16 protein-coding genes are annotated in these 16948 nt (G+C 62.0%); 1 reads left to right on the top strand and 15 read right to left on the bottom strand.

Annotated features, from left to right (window positions below; genetic code table 11):
- Positions 1 to 26 precede the first annotated feature (26 nt).
- The gene (locus DCO45_RS13880; RefSeq protein ID WP_133248162.1) at positions 27 to 2066 is read left to right on the top strand and encodes a glycosyltransferase family 2 protein; all 2040 of its coding nucleotides are present in this window, start codon (positions 27 to 29) and stop codon (positions 2064 to 2066) included.
- Between the two features lie 42 nt (positions 2067 to 2108).
- Here DCO45_RS13880 and DCO45_RS13875 read toward each other — a convergent pair whose 3' ends face one another.
- The 15 genes from DCO45_RS13875 to DCO45_RS13805 form a co-directional block, all read right to left on the bottom strand.
- On the bottom strand, positions 2109 to 2975 hold the full coding sequence (locus DCO45_RS13875) for a class I SAM-dependent methyltransferase (protein ID WP_116926365.1): 867 nt from the start codon (positions 2973 to 2975) through the stop codon (positions 2109 to 2111).
- A gap of 14 nt (positions 2976 to 2989) precedes the next feature.
- Positions 2990 to 3886, bottom strand: a complete 897-nt coding sequence (locus DCO45_RS13870) for a class I SAM-dependent methyltransferase (protein WP_116926364.1) — start codon at positions 3884 to 3886, stop codon at positions 2990 to 2992.
- An 86-nt stretch (positions 3887 to 3972) separates the two neighbouring features.
- Positions 3973 to 5280, bottom strand: a complete 1308-nt coding sequence (locus tag DCO45_RS13865) for an ABC transporter ATP-binding protein (RefSeq protein WP_116926410.1) — start codon at positions 5278 to 5280, stop codon at positions 3973 to 3975.
- Between the two features lie 11 nt (positions 5281 to 5291).
- Positions 5292 to 6092, bottom strand: a complete 801-nt coding sequence (locus tag DCO45_RS13860) for an ABC transporter permease (protein WP_116926363.1) — start codon at positions 6090 to 6092, stop codon at positions 5292 to 5294.
- Between the two features lie 89 nt (positions 6093 to 6181).
- Complete coding sequence (locus DCO45_RS13855; RefSeq protein ID WP_165841201.1) at positions 6182 to 7063, bottom strand: peptidylprolyl isomerase; 882 nt, start codon at positions 7061 to 7063, stop codon at positions 6182 to 6184.
- A 178-nt stretch (positions 7064 to 7241) separates the two neighbouring features.
- Entirely contained in the window at positions 7242 to 8756 is a 1515-nt protein-coding gene (locus DCO45_RS13850; RefSeq protein WP_116926361.1) for a cell surface protein, read from the bottom strand.
- Positions 8757 to 8934: 178 nt separating this feature from the next.
- Complete coding sequence (locus DCO45_RS13845) at positions 8935 to 9378, bottom strand: hypothetical protein (protein WP_133248161.1); 444 nt, start codon at positions 9376 to 9378, stop codon at positions 8935 to 8937.
- Positions 9378 to 11828: a type II secretion system secretin GspD gene (gene gspD, locus DCO45_RS13840; protein WP_165841200.1), complete on the bottom strand. Its 2451-nt coding sequence runs from the start codon at positions 11826 to 11828 to the stop codon at positions 9378 to 9380. The genes DCO45_RS13845 and gspD overlap by 1 nt, the downstream gene beginning before the upstream one ends.
- Before the next feature lie 43 nt (positions 11829 to 11871).
- Positions 11872 to 12513: a hypothetical protein gene (locus tag DCO45_RS13835; protein ID WP_116926359.1), complete on the bottom strand. Its 642-nt coding sequence runs from the start codon at positions 12511 to 12513 to the stop codon at positions 11872 to 11874.
- On the bottom strand, positions 12510 to 13076 hold the full coding sequence (gene gspM, locus DCO45_RS13830) for a type II secretion system protein GspM (protein WP_116926358.1): 567 nt from the start codon (positions 13074 to 13076) through the stop codon (positions 12510 to 12512). The genes DCO45_RS13835 and gspM overlap by 4 nt, the downstream gene beginning before the upstream one ends.
- Entirely contained in the window at positions 13073 to 14434 is a 1362-nt protein-coding gene (locus DCO45_RS13825) for a PilN domain-containing protein (protein WP_116926357.1), read from the bottom strand. The genes gspM and DCO45_RS13825 overlap by 4 nt, the downstream gene beginning before the upstream one ends.
- An 18-nt stretch (positions 14435 to 14452) precedes the next feature.
- Positions 14453 to 15316, bottom strand: a complete 864-nt coding sequence (locus DCO45_RS13820) for a type II secretion system protein GspK (protein ID WP_243419348.1) — start codon at positions 15314 to 15316, stop codon at positions 14453 to 14455.
- Between the two features lie 5 nt (positions 15317 to 15321).
- Positions 15322 to 16044 (bottom strand): prepilin-type N-terminal cleavage/methylation domain-containing protein, encoded by a 723-nt coding sequence (locus DCO45_RS13815; RefSeq protein WP_116926356.1) that lies wholly within the window; start codon positions 16042 to 16044, stop codon positions 15322 to 15324.
- Complete coding sequence (locus tag DCO45_RS13810; RefSeq protein WP_021028971.1) at positions 16041 to 16481, bottom strand: prepilin-type N-terminal cleavage/methylation domain-containing protein; 441 nt, start codon at positions 16479 to 16481, stop codon at positions 16041 to 16043. The genes DCO45_RS13815 and DCO45_RS13810 overlap by 4 nt, the downstream gene beginning before the upstream one ends.
- Positions 16478 to 16933, bottom strand: a complete 456-nt coding sequence (locus DCO45_RS13805) for a GspH/FimT family pseudopilin (RefSeq protein ID WP_116926355.1) — start codon at positions 16931 to 16933, stop codon at positions 16478 to 16480. The genes DCO45_RS13810 and DCO45_RS13805 overlap by 4 nt, the downstream gene beginning before the upstream one ends.
- Between the last annotated feature and the right edge of the window lie 15 nt (positions 16934 to 16948).

The raw sequence follows: 16948 nt of genomic DNA, 5'->3' as shown, positions 1-16948 counted from the left end.
CCGCTACAAAAACAAAGAGCCATTCCTTGTCATCCACTCTCTCTACCTTGCGCAAGCTGCCCCACAAGCTGCGCCAGCTCAGCCGCAGCCTCTACCTGCTGGCCGCCGATCCACGCCAGTTGGGCAGCAACAGCCGCAGGCTCTGGCGCGCCTGGCGCACGGGCGGCAGCCAGATGCTCAAGCACCAGCTGCTGTCGCTGGGCCATCCCGATGCACCGACGGTGCCCGTCGCCCCTACCGATGCCTGGCAGGACTACCAGCAGCGCCTCTCTAGCGAAGTGCTGCCCGTGCTGCGCGCCGAGATTGCCGCGTTAAAGCAGCCCGTCAGCATCTCCATCCTGGTGCCCACCTACAACACCGACCCGGCCATGCTCACCGCGATGGTCGACTCGGTACGCGCCCAGATCTACCCGCACTGGGAGCTGTGCATTGCCGACGATGCATCGCCCAAGCCCCATGTGCGCCAGATGCTGCAGGAGCTGGCCGCGCAAGAGCCGCGCATCAAGCTGCACCTGGGCGAGAGCAACCATGGCGTATCACACGCCAGCAACCGGGCGCTGGCCTTGGCCACGTCCCCGTTTGTGGTGCTGCTCGACCATGACGACCTGCTCCAGCCGCAGGCGATCTACCGCGTCGCGCAAAGCGTCATGGCCGATGACCCGGACATGCTGTACTCGGACGAAGTGCTGGTCAGCCCCGATGGCAAAGAGGTGCTGCAGTACTTCCACCGCCCAGCCTTCTCACCCGAATACCTGCGCAGCCACCCCTATATCGTGCACATGGCGGGCTTTCGCACGGCGCTGCTGCGCAGCCTGGGTGGCTTTGACGAGACCTTGGGCATCTCGCAGGACTACGACCTGATCCTGAGGGTCAGCGAAGCGGCCAGCCGCATCGTGCACTTGCCGGAGATCCTCTACCAATGGCGCACCCACACCGGCTCGGCCGGCCACGACAAGATGGCCCAGGTGATGAGCACCTCGACCGCCGTACTGCAGCGCCACCTGGACCGCAGCGGCGTGGCGGCGCGCTCGGCCCCCGGGGTGTCGTTCAATTTCTTTGAGACGCAGCACCAGATCGCCGATGGCCAGCGCGTGGCCATCATCATCCCGACCAAGAACTACGGCAGCCTCGTGCGCCAGTGTGTGGACAGCATCCGCGCCACCGTGCAGCATGCCGCCTATGACCTGATCGTGATCGACCATGCATCGACCGAGCAGGCGAGCCTCGACTACTTTGCGCAACTGGAGCAAGAAGGCACCGCCACCGTGCTGCGCTACCAGGGGCCCTTCAATTTCTCGGCGATCAACAACTGGGCGGTGCGCCAGCTGACCCGGCCGTATAGCCACTACCTGTTCTGCAACAACGACATCGAGGCGCTGGAGAGCGGCTGGCTCGAGCACATGCTGTCACAGTGCCAGGACCCGAGCGTGGGCATGGTGGGCGCGCAGCTGCTCTACCCCGACCGCACGTCGATCCAGCACGCCGGCGTCTGCGTGGGCGCCTTTGGCATCGCCGAGCACTATGGCAAGTTCCTAAAGCTGCCGCCCGACCGCGTTGACATCGCCTTCATGGGCCGCCTGGTGAGCACGCATGAGGTCTCGGCCGTGACCGCTGCGTGCCTGTTGATGCGCAAGGAAACCTTTGATGCCATCGACGGCTATGACGAAAAGCTGGCCGTGGGCTTTGGTGATGTGGACCTGTGCCTGCGCACCTTGCAGCTGGGCTGGCGCGTGCTGTACTGCCCGCAGGCGACCTTGGTCCACCATGAGTCGATTACGCGTGGCAAGGCCGAAGGCTATGACCCCCACCCCGAAGACTCAGCCTTGTTTGCCAGCCGCTGGCGCGATTTTCTGGACCAGGGCGACCCGTACTTCCACCCCGCATTTGAAGTGCGCCACACCTGCTGGCTGGTACGCACGCCCCTGCATTGTGAGGCCTCGATCAACCGCCGGCTCTTTAGCCGCAGCGGCCTGGGCCAGCGCATGCAGCGCCTGAGCTACAGCGCCAGCGTCTCGGTGCCGCTGCCGCAGGCAGCGGCTGCGGCAGGTACCCAGCCCAGCGCCTGACGGAAAACTGGCCGGGGCCCTGTGCGGGCTGCCGGCCAGCGATCAAACGGGGCGCTGCAGCAGCAAAAAGATCTCGTTGTTGGTCAACACCTCGCGCGGGTACTGCGCCAGCAATGCCTCAGGCACGGGCCCCGGTTCATAGTGGCGGCGCTCCTCACGCGCCACCGTAAAGCCCGCCTCCTTGGCCAGCGCCACCAGCTCATCGGCGGTCAGGCGGTTGAGCTCCTGGTATTCCTTGAACACAAAGCGCTTGTAGCCCTCCGGTCCAAAATCGGCAAAGCCAAAGTCCACCTCATCGGGGCTGAGTTCGCCGTCGTAGGCTTCAATGACCTTCCAGAGCGCATCCTCGTCCACCAGCAAGTGGTGCCAAGCCACATCGTCATAGCGGCGCAAGTGGGAGCCAAAGGCCGAGTAGAACAGCGGCTCGATCTGCAAGAAGAAATGTCCGCCCGGCTTGAGGCAGGCCAGCAGGTCTTTCAGGATGGGCAGCAACTGGTCGCGCTGCACATGCTCAAAGGTCGACCAGCTCATGATGCCGTCATAGAGCGGCGCCTGGCCCGCCAGCGGCGCGCTGGGCGTGATCGTCTGAAAACTCAGCGCGGCCGGAATGCGCTGCATGCCCAGCTGCTCCTGCGCAATGCGGGGCAGCTTGGCGTATTCCTGGCGTACATCGATGCCGTGGATGGCGCCCGCGCCATGGCGCAGCACCAAGGCCAGATCGGTGATGCCATCGCCGCAGCCAAACTGCAGCAGGCGGGCCGCACTCAGATCCATCACCGGGCTGAGCCACTGTGCCACCACATCGGATGCGTAGTGGAAGTGGGAGCGGAACCACTCGTCGGTAATTCGGCTGTCGTCAAAGTCAGGCAAGCCCAACCGCTTTTCACGCAATTGCGCCAGGCGGCGCATACGGCTTCCGCGGTTCATGATGGCTTTCGCAGCACGTACACATCCTGGTGGTTCCAGAACTGCACGGGCGAGAAATACTCGAGCTTGTCGGCGCCCACGGTCTCGGCAATGCGGGCGCGCACAAAGGCTTCGGTCGTAAAGGCCGTGCCGTACTCGTTCGGGTCGATCGCGTTTGACTCGCTCGACGGCGCAAAGAAAAATCCCTCGTCGTCGAGCGGCACGCTGTCAAACCGCGCCGCCTTGATACCGTGCGTGCTGAACACCAGAATGCCTCCCGGCGCCACCACGCTGTACAACACCTGCAGCCAGCGGCCCCAGGTGCTGCGCGGCAGGTGGCTGAACAGCGACAGCACAAAGACCGTGTCGTACTGGCGCGGCGCCACCAACTGCTCAGGGACGCTGGCCGAGACAAAGCCCTGCACGCCAAAGGTGCGCTGCGCGAAGTCCACCGCATCGGGCACCACATCCGACACCGTCACCTTGTCCGGCCCCAGCAGATGGGCGAGATGGCGGGTAAAGCGGCCATGGCCGCTGGCAAACTCCAGAAAATGCTGGCTCTGCACCAACGGCTGGCCGACCCGCTCCATCACCGTCATCAGCTCGGCCAAGGTACGCCAGCCATCGGCCAGGTAATCGCGCAGCGGGTTGCTGCTGCTGGCGTGGCCGGCAAAGAAGCCAAAAATATCATCGGCCGAGGAAATCGTGCAGTCCAGGCCGAAGATGTTGCGGAATGAGCCGGTCAGCCCGTGCTGCTCGATCAGCGCATGCGCTGCCAGCATCGTGTCTTTTTCGGCACGGGCGCGCAGCAGCAGGCCCGAGGCCGCTTCAAAATTGCCATGTGCCAGCATCAGCTGTGCATCGGCCAGCAGCTGCTGGCCCTGGCTCGTTGCAGAAGGAGAATTCGTGGTCATAAATCTGGGGGCGATGAGCGCGCCAGCGCGGATGCCGGCGCTCTCGTTGGCTGGGGTTCAAGCCGCACGCGCAGTTGCACGCAGCCTCAGCCCCAGTGGTGGGGCAATCGTACCAGTCCAGGCAGCGGCTTGGGGTAGATAAAGCGGAAGACGGTGTATTGGAACCATTGGTCGTAGACCGCCAGGCCCGAGCCATCGAACAAAAAGGCGCTGACCACATAGTCACCGCTGTGCAAGGGCAGATCCGGAAAGCTCAGCACCGATTGCCAGCTACCATCGGCCAACTGCACGGGCACAGCGTCTTCCTCATGCGTCGCCAGGCAGGCAATGCCTACGCCCTTGTTCTGCTCGATCATGAAGCCAATATTGGGCTGCTCGGCGCCATTGCCGCGCGCCTTGATCGTGACGACCAGGTCCTGCCCTTGCAGCACCGGGGGATCGCCCGGGCCCAGGTTCGCAATATCGACCGACAGAATGCAGGCGTTGCCTGCCTCTTCGGACTTGGGCTGCGATGGCGGCTGTACCGCATATGGCGTATCCAGCGGGTCGATGGGCTCTGTAGCGACGGCTGCGGCGGCCACATCGGCCAGCGCATCCGGCACCGCAGCTGCCGCATCATCGCCCCACTGCAACTGATCCTTTTCCTCCCGCTTTTGGCGGGTGCGCACATCGTAGGCAGCCAGCACCGCTTCGGTCTCGCCAAACATCTGCACCTGGCCCTGCTCCAGCCACAGTGCGGCATCGCAGAGATGGCGAATATGGTAGGGGCTGTGCGAGCAAAAGAGGATGGTGCAGCCCTTTTGGCGAAAGTCCAGAATGCGCTCGATGCATTTTTTCTGAAAGCTCTGGTCACCCACGGCCAGCGCCTCATCGACGATCAGCACGTCGGGCTGCACGGCAGTGACAAGCGCAAAGGCCAGGCGCACATTCATGCCGGAGGAATAGGTTTTGACGGGCCGGTCGATCGCATCCTGCAGCTCCGAGAATGCAATGATCTCGGGTTCGAGCTTGCGCATCTCCTCCTGGCCGATGCCAATCAGGCTGCCGGCAAAATACAGGTTGTCGCGGCCGCTGAAATCGGGATGAAAGCCAGCGCCCAACTCCAGAATGGCGGTGATGCGGCCCGAGCGCTCAATCGAACCTGTAGACGGCTGCATGGTGCCGGCCAGCAGCTTGAGCAGCGAGCTTTTGCCCGCGCCGTTGTCGCCCACCACGCCAATGCACTGGCCGCGCCCCAGACTGAAGCTGACATCGCGCAGCGCCCAGTGGCTGCGGTGCATGGCCCGGCCCGTCAGCAGCGCCTTGACGCGCTGGCGCGGTGAGTCGTAGAGCTTGTATTCCTTGCCCAGATTCTTGACCACCAGCACCGCAGGAGCCTCTTGCGTCTTTGCCATCTGCACGCCCGTCATAGCCAGTCCACCAGCTGGTCACGGCTGCGCCGCACCAGCACATTCACCACCACGGCAAGCAGTGCAATCCACACCGCGCTCACCACCCAGACCTGCATTTCCGGCCACTGGCCTTGCAACAGTGCCGACTGGTAGCCCATCACATAGGACGCCATCGGGTTAAGCCACAGCAGCCAGCGCCAGCCCTGCGGAAACATCGTAATCGGAAACAGGATGGGGGTCAGGTAGATACCCACCGACAATGCAAAACCCACCAGCTGCACGGTGTCGCGCAGGGCGGCGGCAAAGATCGCCAGCGCATAGGACAGCAGCAAGGTCATCAGCAGCTGCATCGCCATCAGCGGCAGCAAGGCAAGCACCCCCCACTCCAGATGGTGCACGGGGATATAGCACAGCGCCAGCAGCAGCATCAGCGGCCCGAAGATCCAGGAGCTGGCCAGCACCGAGCGCACCGGGAACAGCACCGGTGGCAGCGGGTTCTTCTGCAGGATGGAGCCTGCCTCCAGCAAGCTGCCCATGCCCCGCGAGACCGCATCGCAAAACGCCATCCAGGGCAGCGCACCCACAATCAGGAAGGTGCCCACCGCATGGCTGGATGCACCCTCTCCCAGCCGCATCGCGAACACGATGTCGAACACCAGGTAGTAGGCCGCCACGGACAGCAGCGGCTGCAGATAGGGCCAGATGACGCCCAGCGCGGTGCCGGCATGGCGTGCCGCCACCTCGCGGCGTGTCATCACGCCGATCAGCGCGCGGGCGTTCCAGACCTCTTGGATACTGTGCAGAAAGGTGCGCATCAAAGTTCGATATTGAAAGACAAAGCGCCCATGAAAAAAGGAGAAGGCCATTTCAGCCTCCTCCTTGCCCCATCGGCAGTGACTAGCGATTATTTTGCCTTATATTGCGCCAAGAACGCTTCCAAGGCTTTTTCATCAAACTTGGCCTTGCTGGTGACCTTCTCGACTTCGGCCTCGCGCGCAGCCTGCAAGGCCTTTTGCGTGAATTGCTTCTCCAGTTCTGGGCGCGCTTCTTCAAAGGTCTTCTGCACCGCGGGCTTGCGCTCGATGAACTTGATCACATGGTAGCCAAATTGGCTCTCCACCACAGGAGCGAACTCGCCGGGCTTGCTCAGCGCAAAGCCGGCCTTCTCAAACTCGGGCACCATCCGGCCACGGGCGATGAATCCCAGATCACCGCCACGTGCAGCGCTGCCAGGGTCTTCAGAGTTGTCCTTGGCCAGCTGCGCAAAATCTGCACCAGCCTTCGCTTCAGCCAGCAGCTTCTCTGCCTTTTGCTTGGCGGCATCCGTCTTGCCCTTGACCAGGATATGTGCCAGATGCACCTCTTCAGGCGTCGCCATGCTGTCCTTGTTAGCAGCGTAGTGCGCCTTGATCTGCGCCTCGATCAACTTCGGATCAGGCGCGTGTTGGGCATTGAATTTGGCCAGATAGGCATCCGAGATCACCTTGTCCGCAGCAATGCGCGCGGCGGCGGCCACCTGGGGGTCATCTGCCACACCCACAGAACGCGCATGGGCTGCCATGGCACGGCGCACAAAGAGAGCATGCACCATCTGCTGCACGCCGTCCTTGTTGGCCAAAAATGAATCACGCATCTCTGCTGGCAAGCGCTGTGCTTCCGCCTGGATGTCAACCACCTTCACCTCAGCGCCGGGCACGCCCGATACCAGCACAGGGCTGTCGCTGGAGGCCGCCGAGGCCGTCATGGCCAACACACTCAACACGATGCCCACAGGGGCAAAAAACATACGGTTACGCATTCACAGTCCTACTGGCAAAAGAAGCAGCATAACAAATCAAGCTGGATCTCGCTGTGCTCTGGATGGGACAAATATTCCAAAAATGTAAAAAGGGCAGAGATTGCTCTCTGCCCTTTGGCTGATTCTCTCAGTACTTCAAACTTAGGCCTTACGGCCAAAGGGTGAATTACTTGGAGAAACGGTGTGGCCAGGTGATACCGTAGGTACCGCTGAAGCCGTTAGCTGCGCCACCGGAGTTGGTCAGCTTGATGAACGAGGAACCCACCACTGGCAGCGGACGGGTGTAGTTCACTTGGCCCCAACCGTTTTCGTAGGTCACAGCAGCGGTCTGACGAGCCACCGTAGCACCCAGCACGGAAGTGCCGGTGTCCTTGAATGCCAACACGTTCACTTCGCCGCACAGCGAGATGATCTTGGCAGTGCCGGGAGAGATCACAGCGCCGTTACGCACGGAAGATTCTTCACGGTCGTAGAAGGTGTTGCTGGTGGTGGTCACGCAGATGTTGCCATCGGTATCAACAGTGGTGGAGCCAGCATCGAAGAATCGGGCGCCGCCAGCGGTCACAACCAGTGGGTTGAACACGCGGTATTGCTTAGCATCGGTAGCAGCGTAGTTTGCACCAACGCTGTAACGACGGGTAGGCATCGACAGAACCCAGTCAGTCTTCGCTTGGATCAGGGTATCGGTAGCGAACTGGTTAGACACACCGGTGTTAGCCACTGCTTGGGTCAGCAGCGAAGCTTGCTCTTCAGGCGTTGCGGTGGAGGTCAGGTAAGGGGTAGACAGATCTGGGAAGTCATAGTTCACAGCAGCAACCAAGTTGACTGCTGGGCTGTTGTCAGCAAACACAGCACCAGTGGTCTTGAACAATGGATCAGCAGTGTACAGATCGTTGTTCAGGCCGGTGGACTGGTTGTCCTGTGGGAATGCCACGAACTTGCCGCGAGCGTTTGCACCTGCGTCGTCCACAGCCTTGATAGCGGTAGCAGCACCGGAGAACGTGGTGGTTTGAGCCACGTTCAGGATGTACCAGTCGCCGGTCAGTTGGCCGGTAGGCGTGTCGTAACCCAGGGTTGCAGCAGCACCCTCGGTCGTTGGGTTGATCGCCAGGGTACGCTCCAGCACCGAGTCAGCGCAAGCAGGCGCGCCGTTGGCAGCGTGCTTGATGGTCTTGAACAGATCGGAACCTGGCTTCACGTCAGCCATGTTCAGGATTTCGACGTAGCCTTCCTTCGTGTTGTTCACACGCTTTTCGGCGGTCCAGCCATTGGCCAGACGGTCTTGCACGAAGCTGACCTTTTGACCGTGGATGTTGGGGTACGTGCAGCTGTTGTCAGCCGTCATGAAGTACGAACCATTGGCGTCAGCTTGCACCGAACCGGTCCACACGTCGTAAGGCGACAGGAACACGGTAAAGTCCAAGATATCGTCAGAGTTGGCAGCGCCACGGAAACGAACCTTCAGAGCCTTGCCGTTGGTAGTATCGGTGTTCACAACGTGGAACACGGACATGTTGTCATTTTGCGTGGTGAAGTAAGGAACCACCAAAATGTGACCCACGCCGCCTTCGGACTGCTCGAACTTGGTTGCCGTAGGGGCAGTGAAAGTTTGAGCGGAAGCAGCACCAGCAAAACCGCCAATCATGGCAGCAATGCTCAGAGCCAGAACATTTTTCTTCATAAACACACTCCAGTTAAAAAAAGTTAGTCAGCGCAACTACCACGATTGTTTACGCTAAGAAATAATAGCATAGCGCTTCCGCGGTTTGCAAAGCAAGCGCCCTGTTTTTTTGCAGTGGCTGTTGAGTATTTACAACAATCATCGCATTCCAGGCGGCCCACTGAGCTTGGCAATGGGCTCAGGGCTCCAGATAGAGTCGCCACTGACCGTCTTCGAGCAACCAAGTTTGCTTCGAATACATATCAATGGTACCCAGATTTTTCCCGATCAGCGGCGGTTTGACCTTCAAATTGACACCCACATCGCACTTTTCCGCGTCGCACTTGACATCATGGATCTCGGCGGATTGCGCAAAAGTGCCGGGAAAGGCCTTCTTGTATTGCTCCAGCGTGCGCGCCTTTTGGTATGCCGCATTGGTATAGGCATAGGCGGCCGCATGGTCGCCTTGGATCCGGGCGTTGGTAAAAGCCAACGCGTTTTTGGCGACAACCTCTTCAGGCGTTGCAGGCTGCAAGCTCGCACAGCCCACTACGGCCGCGGCGGCTCCGATTGCAAACAAAACTTTCGCAGACTGAATCATCACGTTAGAGGTCATTTTCAATATCTTTACAACAGAGTTCATTACTGTGCCTGCGCAGGCTGCACAGGGGCAACACGGGATGCAGGGGCGGGAGCATTGTTGGCACGTATCAACAGGTCGTCGTCGTTCAAGCCACGCAGGCGGTCACGCAGCTCTTCGCTGACCTCACGGACATCCACATCGGTACGTACCACACGAGGCGTCATGACCAGCAAAAGTTCCGTCCGAGCGACATTCTTGGTAGTGGTACTAAAGGCTTTACCGATGATCGGAATGTCCTTGAGCAAGGGCACGCCCGAATCGGAGTTTTCATTCCGGTCTCTGATCAAGCCGCCCATCACGATCGACTCCCCGGAGCGCACGGCCAGCTTGCTGGTCAGTTGGCGGTTGGAGAACTTGGTCTGTTGGGATGCGGCATCAATGCCAGCACTGTCAATGACAGACTGGTCGATCTGCAGGCTCACCATATTGCCGGAGTTCACGGACGGCGTCACATTCAAGATCACACCGGTGTCCTTGAGCTGGTAGCTGTCCGACACATAGCTGTTTGAGGTGATGTAGCTATTGACCTTGACCGGAATCTGCTCACCAACCGAGATGGAGGCTGGGTGGTTGTCCATCACCATCACGGAGGGGCTGGACAACATCTTCACCTGCCCCTTGCCCGCCACCGCGCTCAAACGGGCTGCAATGTTGTCGCCGCTGAAGAGGGAATAGGTAAAGGTCCCCGCCGTGGCGGCAACCCCCCCCGTGGAGTCGGTAGCGCCTAGGCGACCCAGGCTACCGAGCCCGGAGTAATCGCGGCCACCGCCGCCAAACCCGCTGTTGCGGAACAACCACTCCACACCGTACTGCAGATTGTCATTGAGCGTCACCTCAATGATGCTGGCCTCTATCAGCACCTGGATAGGCGCCACATCCAAGCGCTTGAGCGATGCCTCAATCTTGCGGAACTGCGAGCCGGTGGCCCAGACCAGGATGGTGTTGTTGAATTCATCGGCCACTACACGGATATCGCCAATCGCGGTGGCCGTGATGGTCGGTGTACCGCCTTGTTGCTGGGCGTTTCCGGTATTGCCAAATCGGTTGGCATTGCCGCTATTGCCGAATCCAGAAGAAAAACCGGAGGTGCTGCCAAAGTTGTTGAAGCCGCCGATACGGTTGTTGTTGTTATTGTTATTGATGCCGTTCAGACCTGGCGCAACCCCAGAAGTCATATTGCCGCTAGCACCCTGCTGGCCACCAAAGATGCCATTGAGCACCTGCGCCAGGTACTTGGCATTGCCGTTTTGCACGCGGTAGACATAGAGCTCGGGCTCGCTGCCGCCGTAACCTGGCACATCCAGGCGACGAATCCAGCGTTCGGCTTCGTCCAGATAGGAGGCACGCGGCGTGATCACCATCAGCGCATTGAGGCGCGGGATGGGCAGCACGCGCAGCGCACCAAACAGCGGGTTGGAATCGCCCAGCGAGGTCAGCAGTGCGGCAGCGGCGGCCGCATTGCCGCTCAGCTGGTTATTGCCTCCCCCACTGGCAGCGGCGCCAGTCGCCTGGCCGGGGCGGCGCGCAGCGGCAGCGCTCGCAGGGCCACCCGCAATGCCTGCAGACCCGGCAGCGCCTTGGCCCTGCGCTGCCTGGCCACCGCCGCCATTGACCATTTGCAGCGCCGCACTGACTTCTTCAATCGAGGCGTGCTTGAGCGGATAGATGCCCACCGACATGCCCTTGAGCAGGTCCACATCAAAGGTCTTGACCATCTCCATCCAGCCTTCGGACTGGGTCCGCGTGCCTTGCATGATCAGCACATTGCGCACGGTATCCACCTTGATGAGGGCCTCTGCCGGGATGATGGGCTTGAGGATATTGGACATCTCCGTGGCGCCAATGTATTGCAGCGGCACCACGATCACGCCGTAGCCGGGCGCCATGCTGCCGGGAGCCCCGGCCATGCGCACATTGCCCACCAGGCTGCGCAGTACCTCGGGCTTGCCCACCTGGTAGGTGCCGCGGGCATCGCGCACCATCGCCAGGCCGTTGGCCTGCAGCGCCGCCTCCAGCAGGAAGACTGCCTTGTCCGGGTCTATCGGCTTCGGTGTCGTCAAGGTCACCGTGCCCTGCAGCGGCGGGTGCATCACATAGTCGATCTTGAGGATATCGCCCAGTACGGTGCGAACCACCTCGGCCACTGGTGCTTCCTCAAAGCGGAAGCTGACGGGTGCGCCGGCGGCAACGGGAGCGGACTTGTCGATATTGAGCAGTTTGTCCGTGCCACGCATCACGCGCGGCTCGGTCGACTCCTCCTCCTCATCTCCGCCCTTCTTGGGGCTGATCATGATATTGGGCGCTTGCAGTACCGGCAGCTGAGCACCTGCTTGTGCTGCAGGCGGGGCAGACGGCTGCGGCGCAGCGGTTTGCGCATGGAGCGGCAGCAGCATGCCCATCTGGCCCAGTGCGACCACCAGTGCAGTCTTGAAAAATACGGGAGACTTCATGGTTCTAACCCTAGGATCTATCTATATATAGGGATTGCCGCGCTCAAGGGCGCTGGGCAGCGGAAGTGCCGCCGATGCTCGCACGGCGACGGGGTGTTGGGGAATCGGCGCCAGTGGGCGGCTGCCCGATCTGCGCGGGCATCGCCCTTTGCGGCACAGCGGGCTCGGCGGCAGGCGTATAGCCCTGCTGCAGCTTGCCCTTTTGCAAGGCAATTTCCTTGGTCACGCCATCGCGGGTGAAATACACCCGGTTATCAGCGACCGAGCTCAAGGTCCAACCGTCCAGCGTGCCACGCAGCGGCAGCGACTTGTCCTTACCCTGGAACTTGATGATGATGCCGCCGCTCTTGCCATCCTCGCCGATGTAGACGCCACTGAGCACGGCATCGGCCAGGTAATCAGGCGGAGGAGGAGGCGCCTCGGCGGCCGCCACAGGGGGTGGTGGCGGGGGCCGCCGGCTTAAAGAAAACAGGGGGCGATCCAACATGGCCAGAAACTGGCTATGGTCCATCGGCTGCGCCTTGCCCAGACGAGGGATGACACCATCGAGATTGGCCTTTTGTCCTCTGGGTACCGTCCAGTGGACATTCTTGATCCCGCCACTGGGTGAGAACCACATCCAGGCCAGCACCAACACCAACACAATATTGGCCGCTACCAAAATGGCACTTGTATGGCGCTTCATGGACGCTCCCTCAAAACGCTCAAGGTCATCTGGAGAGTCAGCCGCGGCGCCAGCTTCTCATTCATCACCTGCAGGGTCCCCTGGTTTCTGACTTCCACATCGGCCAGCAGCATCACCGGCAACTGCTCGTTCAATACCGCCAGTGCACTGTCCACGGCCAGCAGATCCCCTTCGGCCCGCACCGACAAGGGGATACGGTCAAAGCCCTTTTCTTCCTTGGCAGGCAGCACCTGGCTGCTGACCACCGTCAACCCTGCCGTGGTCAACAGGCTGCGCACCTTCTGCTGCACCGCATTGCCGGTCTGGGCCACATCCTGGCTGCCTGGGTAAATATAGTCAGCGCGGATCTGCAAGGCGCGCTCGAGCGACTGGTCAATTTCCTCACGCTGCAGGTCAAGACCTCGCAGCCGTGCATAACGGGGCTCGAACTCCGACAGGCGCGCCTGCGCCCACAGATGCTTGCTGACGACATAGCTGCCCAGCGCCACCAAGGGCAGCAGCACCAGCAATGCGGTGGCCACTAGAATCAGCAGCTCTTTACGATTTGGACGGTTCGCGATCATGGATTTTTCCCTCCTTGCTCGGCAGCAGGAGGGGGAGACGAAGGTTTGCTTCCCCCCAGACTGGGGCCCGACTTGGTACCCCCCAGGGTCGGGCCAGACTTGCCGCCGCCGACACTGGCCTTAGGCTGCACCCTGGTATCCGTACCGGGAGAGGCAGCAGGCGCGCCTGGGGCGGTCGCAGCCGGTGACGTGGGTGCTGGCGCTGCAGGCGACCCGCCCTCTGCAGCTGGCGCAGCAGCAGCGGGCTGCACAGGCTCTTGCTTGGCCGCAGCCTCCGCTTCCAGCACCGTCTTGGGACCAAAGACCTTGGCATCCAGCCCCAACTCGATGGTGAAGCTCTCTTTATTACCGCCACCCATGCGCGTGGCAGCGCTGGGCGCACGCACGTCCTTGACGCCATCCTGGTTGCTCAGCTTCTGCATCAAGGCCGAGGCATTCTCGGTCAAGCCAGAGATCGTCACCTTGCTGCCCTGGATGCGGGCCGATTGCAGCGCCGTATCATCGGGCAGCACCTTGGTCAGCATGCTGAGCACCTGGACCCCATCAATGCGCTCAGCCAGCAACTCCGACAGCCCGGCGACCTTGTCGGCACTCTGGATCAGCGATTCGCGTTTGGCCACCACATCGGCGGTCTTGGCGGCCATGCCCTCATAGGCATGGGTTGCCTCGATCGCGCGCAGGCGCAGCTGCGCCGTAGGGGTGCCTGCAATCGCAGCGAGCAGCAGCAAGGCGAGCGCAACGCCACTCACATTCCACCACAGCCGCTTGCGGCCCCAGGCGTAACGGGCGTGTTCACCAAAGCCCTGGAACACCACCGGGTTGCGCTCCGGAGCAAACACCCATACCTCGGGCTGCTCCAAGGATTCGGCCTTGGTCTGCCCCTTGAGCGTTTGCAGGTGCAACTGCTCCGCAACCCGGGCCTGCAGATAGGGCTCGGTCTGGGTTCTGGAGGCCAGCACCACCAGCAATTTGACCGCCTTGCTGCTGCGGCTCAGCTCGGTGTAACCCCAGAGCAGGTCGTCTGCGGCAAAGGGGCTGATCGCCTGCACTTCCAGCTCGGCAGCGCTGGCGCAATCCTGGGGATCCAAGGCTGGCAGCGCCACCGTCTTGCGCAGCACCATGTGCTCGGGCAGCTCCACCGCCCAAAACGCAGGCTCCCGCCCGGGCTTGGCCACTGGCTGGCCGCTCTCCCATACCACGGTGGGAGCGCCTTCGGCAGGCACCAGGCGCAGCATCTGCTCGGGCCGCAACCATGACAGCGGCGGCCACTGCGGCGCCCTGCGCCATGTCTTTAAAACATCGGCCTTGAGCTGGTTCAGATCCAGCCCAAAAAAGCGCGATTCAGTTGAAATTGCCATAAGGGTTCTTTGCTTCGATCAGGATGCTGGCTGCAGCATCTGGCGCGCCTCAAACGTGTACCAGGGCAGGCCGTCGCGCGTTCTGGCCCCAAAGTACACACTGCGATCTACGAGAAAAATACGGCCATCGGCCATCGGTACCTGGGCGGTTATCCGGTAACGGCGTTGCGCCCCGCCGGGTCGCGCCAGGTTGGCGTCCAGGCCCGTCGTATCCAGACCGGTCTGGCCAGATCCACGCGATGCGGCAATGCGGGCGGCAATACCCTCGTCCCCATTGGCCAGCACCCGCAGCACCTGGGGAGGCGCTGCCAGCGGATTGACCGTGGCACCTCCCGAGCCGGTGGTGGACGCGGTGATCAAGGGCGCGAGTCTAGCATAGAGGTCGTAATCGATTCCGGGCACCTGCATCAGGTCTTCTATCGCCTCAAAACGCTCAGGGCGGCGGCCATCGAGCGACGCGCGCTCGCGGCGATCGAGCACCGCCACGGCGAGTTCCTGGGCTGCAGATTCGGGCAGTCCGCCACCGACGCTCATCAGGGCCGTCAACAGCGGCAGCGATGCGCCATTGATATTGATCAGGCCATTGAGCGGCATCACACTGACCGCCACCTGCGCGCCCTGGTAGTTGACCGAGGTTTCGGTGGTCTCCTGCAAGATCGTGCGGTCGGCCGACAGCTGCTGCAGCACCATGACCACAGCCGCATCGCCCACCGCCTGCGCGGTCACCTTGTCCTTGGCAATACCCACCATCTTGGCTTCCTGGCGCACCACACCACTGACGCCAGTGACCATCAGGCTCAATGCCGCAACCAGCCAAAGCACGGCGATCAAGGCCATCCCCTGCTGGAAGGGTGCTGTGGCCGTGCGGCGTTGTACCTGCAAGCGCATCATCCGTTCGAGCCTCCCAGGCTCGCGCCGCCACCACCACCTCGAGGATCCCCCGCGGGCATCACGCGCAACTGCACCACCACCGGTGCCAGCACCATGGATTCGGTGGACATCACCACCTGCACCGCCTGCGGCAGCCGGTCCACCGCGCCCCAGTCGCTGCCCCATTGCGGCGGGTCAATGGCCCCATCCATGTACTGGAAAGACAGCCCTGTTGCATGCTGCAGCAGCGGATAGGTCTGCGCTCCGCCCCAGTCGGGCAGGGTCTGCTGGTCGATCCAGGGCAGGTAGCTCAGAATGACGGCCGGCGCGCCGTCGTAGCTGCCCATCGCCAGCCGGAAATGGTAGCGGCCACCGACGCCGTAACGTGCCGGCATCACCCCCACCCAGGTCATCGACTGGCCTGCGCCTTCAAAGAAAAACGCCGAGGGCGTAGCACTGAGCATGCCTTGCTGCTGCAGCCCCTGCACCCGTTTGGCGGAGATGCGGCCCAGTACGGCGCGCAAAAAATCGGTGCTGGCGCGCGACTCGTCCATGCGCTCGAGCCGGTTGTCGATGCTGGTCTCCGTCCGGCCCATGGTGCCCATGGCGCCGGCCAAGCCCAGCACGATCAGTGACAGCAAGGACATGGCCACCAGCATCTCCACCAGCGTGAAGCCAGAGGCTGGACGGCGCAGGCCATGCAAGCGGCGCGCAAAGAAATACGGGGGAATGCGGCTCATCCTGGTGGCACCACATTCTCGGCCGGGTCGGGCGGCCGGCGCTGCGCACGCAAGGTCGTGAGCTCAAATACACGCGCGCGCTCGCCCTCGGCCCAGTGCACGCTGATGTGGACCTCGTGCAACACGGGGATGTTCGGGCTCTCGTCCACGCCGGTCTTGAATGGCGCGCTTTGCACGCTCCACTGGTAGCCATTGCTCTGGCCCGATTCGTTCCAGCCGCTTTCGTAGACCGAGTCGCGCGAGTCCATGATGGACTGCGCCAGTTGCACCGCGTACTGGTAGCGGTCGAGATCGCCGACGCTGCGCGCATTGCTGCCCGTGGCGCGGTAGATCATGCCCAGCGAGATTGCCATGATGGACAGCGCCACCAAAATCTCCAGCAAGGTCATGCCTTGCTGCTGGCGCGGCCGCAGGGACAGAGACGACAGCGCCCTCATTGGAACAAGGGCTCCTGCGTGACGCGGCCCGAGAGCCAGTCCACCCGCAAACGCGTGCCGGCGCCATTTTTGCGCAGAATCTCCACGCTGCCGCCCGTGGAGCCCCCCGAGGCCAGGAACACAATCGAGGCCGAGCTGTTGGGCACAAACTCGCGGTCTGCGACCGTGGTGCGCAGATCGACGGTCTCGGGAATCTCCTTTTCCGCGCCCGCATAGCCATAGTGCCTCGTCTGCAGGTCCACGGTAAAGCGCACCGGCTCGCCTTGCGAGACGGCGGTATACCGGGCCGAGCGCAGCTGGCTGATCATCGTGCGCACGGTGTCGCGGTACTGCACCCCGTCCTTCAGCCGGTCATAGGCGACCGGCGCCATCGCAACCACCAGGGCCATGATGGCGAACACCACCATCAGCTCGATCAAGGTAAAGCCTTGATGGGCTGCTGGGCGCTGCATAGCGCGTGGGTGTCG

The organism is Comamonas sp. JNW, assembly GCF_003105075.1.
GTDB lineage: Bacteria > Pseudomonadota > Gammaproteobacteria > Burkholderiales > Burkholderiaceae_C > Comamonas > Comamonas squillarum.
Note: the sequence above shows the minus strand (reverse complement) of the source record. Positions and strands in the feature narration are given on the sequence as shown.